At 68.0% G+C, this 11,639-nt stretch carries 11 protein-coding genes and 1 tRNA gene; 4 read left to right on the top strand and 8 right to left on the bottom strand.

What is annotated here, in order from left to right; translation table 11 throughout:
* Nucleotides 1-123: 123 nt before the first annotated feature.
* From FJ091_09710 to FJ091_09695, 4 genes are all read right to left on the bottom strand, one after another.
* Nucleotides 124-420 carry a hypothetical protein gene (locus FJ091_09710; protein MBM4383629.1) on the bottom strand — a complete coding sequence of 99 codons (297 nt, stop codon included), beginning with the start codon at nucleotides 418-420 and terminating at the stop codon, nucleotides 124-126.
* A gap of 65 nt (nucleotides 421-485) precedes the next feature.
* Entirely contained in the window at nucleotides 486-1,334 is an 849-nt protein-coding gene (locus FJ091_09705) for an SDR family NAD(P)-dependent oxidoreductase (protein MBM4383628.1), read from the bottom strand.
* A gap of 86 nt (nucleotides 1,335-1,420) precedes the next feature.
* Nucleotides 1,421-1,855 (bottom strand): hypothetical protein, encoded by a 435-nt coding sequence (locus tag FJ091_09700; GenBank protein MBM4383627.1) that lies wholly within the window; start codon nucleotides 1,853-1,855, stop codon nucleotides 1,421-1,423.
* Between the two features lie 99 nt (nucleotides 1,856-1,954).
* A complete protein-coding gene (locus FJ091_09695) occupies nucleotides 1,955-2,458 on the bottom strand; it encodes a VOC family protein (GenBank protein ID MBM4383626.1) in 504 nt (167 codons plus the stop codon).
* Nucleotides 2,459-2,541: 83 nt separating this feature from the next.
* On the opposite strand from FJ091_09695, the gene FJ091_09690 reads away from it, so the two are divergent.
* On the top strand, nucleotides 2,542-3,342 hold the full coding sequence (locus FJ091_09690) for an SDR family oxidoreductase (GenBank protein ID MBM4383625.1): 801 nt from the start codon (nucleotides 2,542-2,544) through the stop codon (nucleotides 3,340-3,342).
* A gap of 6 nt (nucleotides 3,343-3,348) precedes the next feature.
* Here FJ091_09690 and FJ091_09685 read toward each other — a convergent pair whose 3' ends face one another.
* From FJ091_09685 to FJ091_09675, 3 genes are all read right to left on the bottom strand, one after another.
* Nucleotides 3,349-4,077: an SDR family oxidoreductase gene (locus FJ091_09685; protein ID MBM4383624.1), complete on the bottom strand. Its 729-nt coding sequence runs from the start codon at nucleotides 4,075-4,077 to the stop codon at nucleotides 3,349-3,351.
* A gap of 21 nt (nucleotides 4,078-4,098) precedes the next feature.
* Nucleotides 4,099-4,980 carry a hypothetical protein gene (locus tag FJ091_09680; GenBank protein MBM4383623.1) on the bottom strand — a complete coding sequence of 294 codons (882 nt, stop codon included), beginning with the start codon at nucleotides 4,978-4,980 and terminating at the stop codon, nucleotides 4,099-4,101.
* Nucleotides 4,981-5,111: 131 nt separating this feature from the next.
* The gene (locus FJ091_09675; protein MBM4383622.1) at nucleotides 5,112-7,463 is read right to left on the bottom strand and encodes a TonB-dependent receptor; all 2,352 of its coding nucleotides are present in this window, start codon (nucleotides 7,461-7,463) and stop codon (nucleotides 5,112-5,114) included.
* A gap of 150 nt (nucleotides 7,464-7,613) precedes the next feature.
* Here FJ091_09675 and FJ091_09670 point away from each other — a divergent pair, with 150 nt between their 5' ends.
* Nucleotides 7,614-8,720, top strand: a complete 1,107-nt coding sequence (locus FJ091_09670) for a hypothetical protein (protein MBM4383621.1) — start codon at nucleotides 7,614-7,616, stop codon at nucleotides 8,718-8,720.
* A 158-nt stretch (nucleotides 8,721-8,878) separates the two neighbouring features.
* Entirely contained in the window at nucleotides 8,879-9,433 is a 555-nt protein-coding gene (locus FJ091_09665; GenBank protein ID MBM4383620.1) for a VOC family protein, read from the top strand.
* A 168-nt stretch (nucleotides 9,434-9,601) separates the two neighbouring features.
* Here FJ091_09665 and FJ091_09660 read toward each other — a convergent pair.
* A tRNA-Arg gene (locus tag FJ091_09660) sits at nucleotides 9,602-9,679 on the bottom strand.
* A gap of 330 nt (nucleotides 9,680-10,009) precedes the next feature.
* On the opposite strand from FJ091_09660, the gene FJ091_09655 reads away from it, so the two are divergent.
* Nucleotides 10,010-11,638, top strand: a complete 1,629-nt coding sequence (locus FJ091_09655; protein MBM4383619.1) for an AMP-binding protein — start codon at nucleotides 10,010-10,012, stop codon at nucleotides 11,636-11,638.
* Nucleotide 11,639 lies beyond the last annotated feature (1 nt).

Below are 11,639 nucleotides of genomic sequence, written 5' to 3'. Positions count from 1 at the left end.
CACCGTCCGTCCGCACTCGAGCCTCGGCAATCTCACGCCGGCAGAGTTTGCCGCGCGAGGTCGATCAACAGAGCAACCAGGGGCCGTTCTCTAGAGACCGTTGGTCCGAGAAATGCCAGCAGGTCAAACAGTCCAAGCTGCCTTGTCGACCGCCGCTGACCTTTGCAGGGCCTCGTACTTCTCTCTCGGTGTGAAGAAGAGCGCATAGGCTAGGAAAACAATCAAGAAGGCTCCTAACGCTGCCGCCACCCCGAACTTGCTCTCCTCGCGAAACGACTTGATTGCTGAGCCGTCGCTCGCCACGGCACGCACGATGTACCCAGCAACGAGCGCCGCGCTTCCCCACCCGACACCCGCAGCGGACCACGTGCTCTCCCAGGCAGCTGCCGCGATCAACTCGATGTACGAAAGCGCAGTCATGCGCTGAGAATATCAGCCGTTGCGTCGCACTTTGGCCCCGGCCGACTGCAAGCTGAACTCCGCGCCTACTTGTCAGGCCCGAGCAGCGCGCGCAGCGGCGGCGTGATCACCGGCGTCGAGAGGCTCGCGAGGTGCTCGGCGCGCTGCTTGGCCATTGCGAGGGTCATCTCGGGGTGAGTCGAGACCCAGAACTCGCCGCTCGCGATGCCGCGCAGAATGCGCTCGCCGGCTTCGAGGCCGCTGATGCCTGCGCTCACCATCGCCTCCATTTGCAGCTGATGCTGCGCTGCGCCTTCGCCCGCGATGTGGCCGTCGCGGAAGATGCGCGTCGCGACGGGCCCCGGCGTGATCACCGAGACGGAGACCGGCGCGCCGACCAGCTCCATCTCCATGCGCAGGCCTTCGGTGAACGAGAGCACGGCGTGCTTGCTCATCACGTACGGATTCTGCGCCGGCATCATCCCGAACGCGCCCACGGACGCGGTGTTCGCGATGAACGCGCGCTGCTTCGCCGCGAGCATGCGCGGCGCGAACGCGCGCACGCCGTGGATGGGGCCGAGCACGTTGATGTCGACGATGCGCTGCCATGCCGCCGCGGAGAGCTCCCAGGCGAGGCCGATCGTCTCGATGCCGGCGTTGTTGAGCAGCAGCCGCACGTCGCCGAAGCGCGCGTGCACCTCGCGCGCGAGCGCATCGACCGAGCTGGCGTCCGCGGTGTCGACGCGCAGCGCGTGCGCCGCGCCGCCGGCGGCGCGGATCTCGCCCGCGACTTTCTCTGCGCGCTCGAGCGAGATGTCCGCGAGCACGACGGTCGCGCCCGCCTTCGCCGCGGTGCGCGCCATGCCCTCGCCGATGCCGCTGCCGGCGCCCGTGATGACGGCGACGCCGCCGCGGAAGACTCCCAAATCCGACACTTACACCTCCTCGCAGCGAAGTGCGGAAGTATGCGGCGGGCGCGCACGAACTGCTGGACCGTAGTGCCCATGCGCCCGCGACCTCGCTACTCCGTCAGCGCGACTGATCCAGCATGCCCCGCCGCTTCCACTCGGACTTCGCGGTTGACGTTCGGCCCGCGCGCTCCAGTCTCGAGGAACTCAACAATCTGAGGCGTCCGCCGAACGACGACGTCTACTTGAGATCTCGCGCGCCGCTCGGTCCACAGCAAGAGCGGCTGCCATCGCGGCTTGCCCCATTCGTGGTAGTACTCGCTCGCGCGCCTCACGAGACGGCCGCCTCGCACGATCTGATCCTGGTCGGAGATCAGGCGACGATTGAAGGCAATCTGAAAACGGGGCGAGTCGTACTTGTCAAACCACAAGTGCACGGTGTCGACGTACTCCGCACCCCAACTCTCGAATTGCAGCTCGCGACCGTCCAGTGGGGAATCGGATCGTCGGAGATTGCACTCAACCTCCGCGAACCCGTGCTTCGCCATTTGCGGAAGCCACTCCTCGAGGACGAGCTCCCCGAGATGCCGTGTCTTCCTTGGAGCTCGCGATACCCAGCGCCGAAAACGCCGCTTTCGCGCCATGGATTACGCCTGCTCCTCCACGATCTCGATCACGTGGCCCTCAGGGTCCGCCACGAACGCGACGCGGAGCTTCATCTCCGTGATCTCCCACGGCTCGCGCACGATGCTGCCGCCGGCCGCGACGGCGCGCGCGGCGAAGCCGTCGATGTCGCTCGTGTAGAAACCGAGGATCAGCTCCCCGACGACAGGCTTCGGCGAGTCGTAGTAGTGGATCAGCACGAAGCTCGCGCCGCCTGGCATCGTCGCGTTGAAGATGATCTCGGAGAGCTTGCGCCCGCCGCTGTCGGTGTCGACGCGCGATTGCTCGGTGAGGCCCGCGACGCTCGTGTAGAACGCGGCGCACTTCTCGAGATCGGCGACTTGCAGCTTCGTGAAGCTGAAGTGCGCGAGCGGCGCCGGCGCCGCGGGCGCCGTCTCTTCCGCAAGCGCGGCGGCAGCGAGCACCGTCGCGCCGAGGCTGGCGGCGGCGCGCAGTGCGTCGCGGCGCGTGGTTCGAGTCGGATCCATGGGCGCGTTCCCTTCGTGTGATCGCGCATGATTGCGCGAAGCGCGGCGCACTGGCATAGGCTGCGCGCGCGGAGGTGCAGGCGATGGCGATCGAGAGGTTCCGTTACGACGGCAAGCGCGCGCTGATCGTGGGCGCGGCAACGGGCATGGGCGCAGCCACGGCGCGGGCGGTCACGGAGCTCGGGGGCGAGGTGATCGCGCTCGACGTCGCGCCCATCTCGTACCCGGCGAAGCAAGTTGTTACGGCGAACCTCAGCCAGCGCGCGAGCGTCGACGCCGCGCTCGCGCAGATCGGGGGCCCGATCCACGCCGTGTTCCTGTGCGCCGGCGTCGCCGACGGCAACCCGCACATCCTCGCGATCAACTTCCTCGCGCAGCGCCACTTGCTCGAGAAGCTCGTCGAGCGCAGCGCGCTGCCGCGCGGCTCCGCGGTGGCGCTGATCTCGAGCGTCGCCGGCATGGGCTGGCAGATGAATCTCGCGAAGCTGAAGGAGTTCATGGCGCTGCCGGACTGGGACAGCGCCGCCGCCTGGAGCGCCGCGAACGAGGGCACGAACTCCTACGTGTTCAGCAAGCAGGCCATGAACTTCTACGCCGCGCAGCAGGCCTTTCCGCTCTCGAAGCGCGGCATCCGCATCAACGCGATCGAGCCCGGCCCGACCGACACGCCGCTCGCGCGCGCCAACGCCGACGTGTGGTTGCGCTTCGGCAAGACCTACCGCGAAGAAGCGGGCGTCGAGACGCTCACGCCAGAGCAGATGGCCGACGTGCTCGTGTTCCTGTGCAGCCCCGCCGCGAGCGGCATGAGCGGCATCTCGATGCTGATCGATCAGGGCCTCATGAACTCCGGCATCGCGGGCAGCTTCACGAAGCCGCCGATGTGACGCGCTTCAGAACGGCGAAGGCACGTCGTAGCGGCGCACGAAGGCGGCGTCGTCGCTGAACACGAACGCCGCGCCGGACTCGGGGCGCGCGGCGACGGCGAGCGCCGCCTTCGCGGCGTACTCGGGTGTGCGCAGCTCGCTGGCGGGTGTCGTCGCGCGCGCGGCGATGGGAACGATTGCGGTGTCGATCCCGACCGGACAGAGCGCGTTCAGGCGAATGCCTCGCGCCGCGAGCGGCGCGCCGAAGCTGCGCACGAGTCCGACGACGGCGTGCTTCGTGGCGGCGTAATAGGGATCCCACGGCAGCGCGATCAAGCCGGCCGCCGAGGACGTGGCGACGATCGCGCTGCCTTGCGCCATCACCGGCACGAGCGCGGCGAGGCCGAGCACCACGCCGTCGACGTTCACCGCGAACACGCGGCGGTAGGCGTCACCACCGGCGAGCGCGAGCGGATCGTCGTCGATCGGCGCCGCGGGCGGTCGCGTCATGATGCCCGCGTTCAGCGCGGCGAAATCGAGCGCACCGAAGCGCTCGCGCACGGCGGCGGCGAGGCGCCTCCAGTCGTCAGGGCTCGTGACGTCGCAGGCGAGGAACTCGCCGCCTGCCTCGCTCACGCGCTTGGCGCGGATGTCGCCCGCGAGGTCGACGCCGATCACCCGCGCGCCGCGCTCATTCAGCTCGCGCACCAGCGCGAGGCCGACTCCTGATGCCGAGCCCGTAACAACTGCCTTCATCGTGCTCTCCTCGTCTTTCGCTCACAGGCGAACGAAGTCCGGATTGATCTCGAACGCGCACACGAAGTCGTACGCCTGCCCCGGTCCGCCATCGCTGCCCGCCTGCCAACCGTGCCACGGATAGTCCACCGCGCCGTTCGCGCGCAGCTGCGGCGTGCCGTCGGCCCTCGTGCGAAAGAACGCGCCGTGCTCGGTGCCGCGCGCCATGGCGACGCGCTCGCGGTCTTTCGCGCCGGGCGCCGAGGTCGTGTACATGCCGCCCGCGCCCGTGCCGTTGTTCAGCACCCAATGCACCTCGGCGAAGGTCGGCACCGCCGCGCTGGGCGCGTTCCCGTGGTCGTGCGTCGAGAGGTCGACGCCCTTCCCCGCCGTCCAGAACATCACGTACGCCACGTGCGCGCCGGCCTCGTCGAGCAGATGAAACCCGCGCGCGATGTGCGCGTCGGCGCCATCGAAGTAGGGGGTGATGCCGCGAAAGCGCTCCGCGAACGATTGCCACGCGAGCTGCGCAGCGTGCGGCCCCGCGAACGTGAGATCCGACATGGCGCGCACGTTCGCGGCGACTGCGGCCGTCTCGACGAACAGGGCGACCCACGCGCCCTCGCCTCCCGCTCGAATTGCTTCGCGCGAGCAGAGCGTGCTGCGCACCTCTCGCGCGGGCGGAAACGGCTGCGCGCTCGGCTCTACGAGCGAGCCCGTAATCACCTTGACGTACGTGCGCGCGGCGCTCTCGGCGGAGAACGCGAGCGACTGATTCGCGCCGAGCCGCGCGAAGCGCAGCCGCCAGCCCGCGACGCGCCACTCGTCCGACACGACGGGCGCAGCGCCGGGCTTCCCGAACGCGAGATCGATGCCGACCCGCGGCGCTCGTGCCGGCTCGGCGGTAGCGAGAGGCGACTGCATCGCGCGACTCCTCGAAGGTCGTCGACGCTATCGCAGTGGGGTGGTGAGCCTGCTCGGAAGCCGGGCGCAGCGAGTTGCGCAGAAGTCAAAGGCAAACGACTCCCGCGATGATTGAGAGAGCGCGCGCGGAGCTATTCGCCGAAGTGGTAGGTGGCGGTCACGCCGTAGGTGCGCGGCTGCCCCTTGAAGGCGCTGAAGCTGCCAGCCTGGAAGACGGTGTCGAAGGCGATCGTCGTCGAGATGTCGTCGGTCACGTTGTTCATCCAGAACTGGAGGTCGAGGCGCTCGTCCGGCGAGCGGACGCCGCCCTGGATGTTCAGCTTCCAGTGCGCCTCCTCGTCCTTCAGCTCGTCGAGGTCGGTCGAGGTCTTGTGCCGCCCGCGGTAGTAGACGTTGCCGCCTCCGTACCAAGACCAGCCCGTGTCGAAGAGCGGGCGCTGCAGCGAGAGCTGGAGGCTTCCGGTCCACGCGGGTGCGTGCGTGAGGCGGTGCCCGTTCGCGATCTGGTTGGTCGGGAACACGAAGCACGGGGACGAGGGCGTTCCCAGCGGCGGGTCGTCTTCGCAGCCCGAGATCGCGTTCGACTCGCCGGGGCAGCGGTTGACGGAGAGGTCGGGCCGGTTCAGGCGGAAGCAGACGTCGTCGTGGCCGTATCGGGTGTCCGCGTAAGTGATCGAGAGGCTGCTGATCATCCCCTCGAAGGGAAACGCGGTGAGCTCCAGCTCCGCGCCGTCGGACTCGACGTTCGGAACGTTGCGGATGATGAAGCCGAAGCCGGTGAACTGATTGAGCTGGAAGCCTTTGAAGTCGGTGTGAAACACGGCGAGGTTCGCGACCAGTCGTCCGTCGAACCACGTCGACTTGACGCCGAGCTCATAGGCGTCCGAGAACTCCGGGTCGAAGGCTGTGCGGTCGTCCGGAGTGCAGGTGATGGCCCCCGAAACCACGTCGCCTGGGGCCGGCGGCGCGGTCGCGAGCCCCGACGGAATGCAGTTGAAGGCCTCGGCGTCGAGGTTGTACCCGCCGGATTTGAAGCCGCGCGACACGCTCGCGTAAACGTTCAGCTCCTCCGTCAGCCGATAGCCGAGCTGCAGCGTGCCGGTCCAGTCGTCTCTCTCGTACTGACGTGACCAGCTGAAGTTGTCGCACGTGTTGCCGAGTGTGGTGCGCAGATTCAGGCCGACCGCGTTGCGAAGCGGCGCGCCGCCGCCCACGAAGCTCGTGATTCGATCGCAGAACGGCGCGCTGAAGATCTGTCCCACCGGCGTTGCCCCTTGGAGCCCCGAGCCTTCCTTGCGTTCCCAGCTGTATCGCGCGCCGATCGTGAGATCGAGCTTGTCCGTCACGTGAAAGATGTTGTGGGTGAAGAACGAGTAACCCTTGTTGTCCTGCGCGAGCGCGGTGGTTCGTCCCTCCCCCGGATTGAACCGAGTCTCGAACGGAATCTGAAGAGCCGGAGCCGTCGCCTGCGCGACGAGCCGGCCGATGTAGTTCGGACCTTGGCTCCCGATCAGCACTCGCTGGTTGTTGGTCAGATCTTCTGCGTAGGCGTACAAGCCGAACACCCAGTCGAGACGGACTGCTTCGACGAGCCCGGAGAGCTGAACCTCGAGGCTGTAGTTCTCCCACTTCTCGTCGGTGACGCCTGGCATCAGGATGTCGATGTTGGTGAAGTCGATGTCCTGGCCGCGTGAGATGTCGGTCTGCCGATGGGCGAGGATGCTCTTCACCTCCACCACGTCGAGATCCCAGTTCGTCTCGAGCGAGAGGCCCCAATCGTTCACGTCCTCGAATGGATCCGTGTTGGTGCCCACGCGCAGGCTGTCGTTGTTACGGAATGCAGTGGACCATCCGCCGCCCTGAAGCAGCGGGACGATCGCGCCGTCCAGGCTCCCGCCGAAGATGTCTCCGCCCATGTCGACGACGTGTTTGGCGTTGCGACCGACGACCGAGTACACGGCCGGGCAGCAGTGTTCGCGCATCTTCGTGTAGTCGGCGATGAAGCGGAAGTCGAGGCTCTCGGTCGGCGTGAACAGGAGCTGGCCCTTGAGCGCCCAGCGGTCGCGGTCGGCGAAGGTGTCGCGGGTGTCGATGTCGTCGTAGTAGCCGTCGCGGATGTGAAAGGAGCCGGCGAGGCGGAACGCGAGGGACTCGGCGATCAGCGGACCGGTCACGCTGCCCTGCACTTTGCGCAGGTCGAGGTTGCCGACCGTGCCCTGCACGTGCCCACCCCAGGTGAACTCGGGCTGCTTCGTGATGATGTGAATCAGCCCGGCCGAGGTGTTCTTTCCGAACAGCGTCCCCTGCGGCCCGCGCAGGATCTCGACGCGCTCGACGTCGATCAGATCTTGCAGCGCGAGGCCCGCCCGGCTGCGGTAGACGCCGTCGATGAACGAGCCCACCGCCGACTCGAGGCCCGGGTTGTTGCCCGAGGTGCCCATGCCGCGAATGCGGATCGTGCCGCCGTTGGTGGTGCTTGTCACGCCCAGCCAGGTGCGACAGCGACTCGGTGAGCAGGGGCGCCTCGCACACGGGAGCTGACGCGCGATTTTCGGAATCAACGCCAGGCGCTTGCGCGCGGTGCGGACGGAGTTGCCTTGACCGTGTGCGAAGCTGCGAAACGGAGTCGTGCGATGATCGTTCGAGCGTTGAGTTCGCCTTCCGCTTGCACTCTCCTGCTGGCGTTCTCGTTCTGGATTCGAGGCTGCGGGCAGGACGATGTCGCCAACGCCGCGGACACGAGCGCGGCAGCTCCGACCGCGGCGCCGAGTGAGCCGGCGGTCGCCCCGGTCGCCCCAATTGCTGCGGTCGCCGCGGCCTCCGCGGAGCCGGAGCGCGCCACAAAACCAGGCGGCTGGGAGAAGCTGAAGATGCTTCCCCTTCGCGACGGCAACGGAACGCTGATCGTGGAAATGCCGTTCCCGGCGGGCTGGAAGCAGAACGCAGCGAGCGGACCGGGTCAGCCGTCGATCACGTGGCCGGACGGAATCTCGATCACGAATTTTCCGGTGAGCAGCTTCATGTTCACCGCTGACCCGCAGATGCAGCAGATCTACCGACAAGGCGGCCAGCAGCTGCGCGCCTTTCCCGGGGTCGACGCAGTCGTGCAGCAGGACATCGTGCCCTGGGGCCAGCAGAGCGGCCATCGCCTCCTGCGCTCCTTCGCAATCGAAGAAGTGGCGCGGATCGATCAGTGGTACAGCGATCAACTGTTCAAGGTCGTGCCCACCCAGTCGAAGAACTTTGCCATCGGCAGCGAGTGGGAGTCGGCGAACGGCAGGCCCTTCTTCCTCTTGGTGCACCTGTCGGTCAGCGAGAGCGCAGAGCTGCAGACGTGGGCCTACTGGTCGACGGGTCTCGAAGCCGAGCGGGAGGTCTTCGCCCGAGCGCAGACTCAGCTGATCTTCGGCCTGGCGCGCGCGCTACGCGCTCGAGCCGATCGCCGCGTACAACCGACTCGAGATGGAGAAGGCGGGCCGGAGCTGGGCGGAGCACGAACAGCGCATGCGCCAGAACTGGGCGAGCTTCGAGGCCAGCCAGCGCGCGTTCCAGAACAGGAGCCAGGCCGCGCACGACGCCCTCATGGAGGGCTGGCAGGCGCGCAACGCCGCCTCCGACAAAGCCCACGAGCGCTTCGTCGACACGATCACCGAGCGCACGCAGGTCGTGAACCCGGAAACCGGCCAGCACTACAAGGTCGACAGCGGGGCGAACGAGTACTGGATGAACAGCGACGGTGAGTACATCGGCACCCGGCTTCCCGACTACGACCCCAACCTCGACGAGGCCCTGAACGAGAGGAAGTGGGAGAAGCTCGAAGAGGTGCGCGAGTAGAGCTCGATCGCGGACTGCGCCGAACTCGATTCCTGACCTGAGTCGGTGCTCGGGAGAGACAGTGATGAACCACCGCTTCCTGCGTTACCCCATCGAACAGTACGCCTACTACGTGCCCGACATCGATGCTGCCTGCGCGAAGTGGGCGCAGATGTTCGGGGCTGGTCCGTTCTTCATGGACCGCCACTTCTTCGCCAAGGAACGGCCGGGTTTCGTGGAGACGTATCGCGGCGCTCCCTCGCACCCCGATCTCACCTACGCGTGGGGCCAGTGCGGGCCGGACCACCACATCCAGCTGATCGAACAGCATGACGACACACCGTCGATCTATCGCGACATGTACACCCGCGAACAGACGGGATTGCATCACGTCGCGATCTGTCTGCCGGATGTGAGCGTGGAAAAGGCGCGGTTCGAAGCGGCGGGCTACCCGTCGGTGACGGAGATTGCCGTCGGCGGGCGATTTATGGTGTCGTACGTGGACGCGCGCGCGCTGCTCGGCTGCTTCGTTGAGCTGTACACGGAGAATCCGAACTCGCGGCGCAACTTCAATGAATGGAAAGCTGCCCACTACGCCTGGGATGGAAAGACGGACCTCATCCGCAAGACCAACTGGTAGTCAGGACGAGGACGCTCCGGATGAGTCAGGCGGACGTGAAGCGGCAGGCGGGGATCTCGGAGCGCTGCGCGGTGATGCGCACGTGCTTCCGGACGCGCGCGGCGACCTCGATCTCCTCGGTTGCGCCGACCCGCGAGTTTCCGCAGCTGGCGCCTCCGCGGGCGTGGATGGTGATCCCGGCTGGGCTCGAACCAGCGACCTCGAGCTTCGGAGGCTCGCGCTCTAATCCAACTGAGCTACGGGACCACGCAGGCGCGGCAAGCTAGCGAGGAAGCCCGAGCCGCGCGCTGGGCGAGCCCGCGTTGGCCCGCCGTCCCGCACGTTGCGCCGCACAGCTCGGCGCGTGGAAACCATCGAGCGCGGGCGACTGCGGCGCTGGATCGTCGGAACGTCTGTCGCCCGAGCTGCGGCGCGCGCTGGATCGCTGGCGCCTGCCCATCGCGCCCACACCGGCGTGGCCGGTGCTGCGCGCCGCCCTGCTCGTTCACCGCGGGCCCTGGGATTTCGGCGGGCTGAGAAGCGCGACTCCGCAAGCGGAGCGCGACGCGCCGGCGCCCAGCGGGATAGAGTCGCGACGTGCCGAGCTTCACCGAGGTCTACAGCGTGGGTGCGCTGCTCGCGCGCGCGGCGGAGCGCGCGCCGAGCGACATCGCGCTCAGGTTCCCTGGGCGCGCGACTTTGTTCGCCGAGCTCGATGCGCGCGCGGTCGACGCGGCGCGCTCGCTCGCGGGGCTCGGCGTCGGCAAGGGCGATCACGTCGGGATCCTGCTGCCGAACTGCGCCGAGTTCGTGGATTTGCTGCTCGCGTGCGCGCTGCTCGGCGCCTGGGCCGTGCCGATCAACGCGCGGTACAAGGCGCGCGAGCTCGGCTACGTCGTCGAGAACGCGGACCTGCGCGTGCTCGTCACGACCGACCGCATCGAAGAGCACGTCGACTTCGTGGCGCTGCTCGAAGAGGCGCTGCCCTCGCTCGCGGGCGCGAGCGATCCCGCGGCGCTCGCGCTGCCGGAAGCGCCGAAGCTGCGCGCCGTCGTGTTGTTAGGGGAGAATCCGACGCGCGCGCTGCTGCCCGAGGCGCGCTTCCGCGCGGCGCGCTCTCTCGTCAGCGCGGAGGAGATCGCACGCCGCCGCGCGCGCGTCGCCGTCCGCGACATCGCGCTGATGATGTACACGTCGGGCACCACGGCGATGCCGAAGGGCTGCCCGCTCACGCACGAGGCGCTCGTGCGCACCGCGCTCGAGGCGGGCCGCACGCGCTTCGAGCTGACGCGCGCGGATCGCATGTGGGACCCGCTGCCGATGTTCCACATGAGCTTCGTGCTGCCGCTGCTCGCCTGCCTCGACGCCGGCGCCGCGCTGCTCTCGATGGAGCGCTTCGAGCCCGGCCTCGCGCTGCGATACCTGCGCGACGAGCGCGCCACGGTGAACTTCGCGGCGTTCCCGACGATCACGCAGGCGCTGCTCTCGCATCCCGAGTTCGACGCGCGCGAGCTGCACTTCCGGCTGATGAACAACGTCGGCCCGCCCGACTTGTTACGGCAATTCCACGCAGCGCTGCCGTTCGCGAAGCACATCACAGCCTACGGCCTCACCGAAGCCGGGGGCGTGACCGCGTTCAGCGAGCCGGGCGACGACGCCGAGACGCGCGCGACCACGGCGGGCCGCCCGTTCGCCGGCATCGAGGTCTCGGTGCGCGATCCCGCGACGAACGCGGCATTGCCCGCCGGCGCGCGCGGCGAGCTCTGCATCCGCGGGTACTGCCTGTTCGACGGGTACTACAAGTCGCCCGAGAAGAACGCCGAGGCGTTCGACGCCGAGGGCTGGTTCCACACCGGCGATCTCGGCACGCTCGATGCCGAGGGCCGCATCGCCTACCTCGGGCGCACCAAGGACATGCTCAAGGTCGGCGGCGAGAACGTCGCCGCGGTGGAGATCGAGGGCTTCCTGCAGACGCACCCCGCCGTGCTGCTCGCGCAGATCGTCGCCGCGCCCGACGCGAAGTACGGCGAGGTCGCCGCCGCCTTCGTGCAGCTGCGGCCTGGCCACGCCGCGAGCGAGTCCGAGCTGATCGAGTTCTGCCGCGGCAAGATCGCGAGCTTCAAAGTTCCGCGCTTCGTGCGCTTCGTCGACGACTGGCCGATGTCGGCGACGAAGATCCAGAAGTTCAAGCTGCGCGAGCGGATCGAGAAGGAGCTGGCGGGATGAC

Source organism: Deltaproteobacteria bacterium (assembly GCA_016875395.1).
Classification (GTDB): domain Bacteria; phylum Myxococcota_A; class UBA9160; order UBA9160; family UBA6930; genus VGRF01.
This window is presented reverse-complemented; position numbering and strand designations above follow the sequence as displayed.

Excerpts from the sequence above, each read along its gene's own strand:
- FJ091_09710 (MBM4383629.1), bottom strand. The coding sequence starts at position 420 with ATGACTGCGCTTTCGTACATCGAGTTGATCGCGGCAGCTGCCTGGGAG.
- FJ091_09700 (MBM4383627.1), bottom strand. The coding sequence starts at position 1,855 with ATGGCGAAGCACGGGTTCGCGGAGGTTGAGTGCAATCTCCGACGATCC.
- FJ091_09695 (MBM4383626.1), bottom strand. The coding sequence starts at position 2,458 with ATGGATCCGACTCGAACCACGCGCCGCGACGCACTGCGCGCCGCCGCC.
- FJ091_09690 (MBM4383625.1), top strand. The coding sequence starts at position 2,542 with ATGGCGATCGAGAGGTTCCGTTACGACGGCAAGCGCGCGCTGATCGTG.
- FJ091_09685 (MBM4383624.1), bottom strand. The coding sequence starts at position 4,077 with ATGAAGGCAGTTGTTACGGGCTCGGCATCAGGAGTCGGCCTCGCGCTG.
- FJ091_09680 (MBM4383623.1), bottom strand. The coding sequence starts at position 4,980 with ATGCAGTCGCCTCTCGCTACCGCCGAGCCGGCACGAGCGCCGCGGGTC.
- FJ091_09670 (MBM4383621.1), top strand. The coding sequence starts at position 7,614 with ATGATCGTTCGAGCGTTGAGTTCGCCTTCCGCTTGCACTCTCCTGCTG.
- FJ091_09665 (MBM4383620.1), top strand. The coding sequence starts at position 8,879 with ATGAACCACCGCTTCCTGCGTTACCCCATCGAACAGTACGCCTACTAC.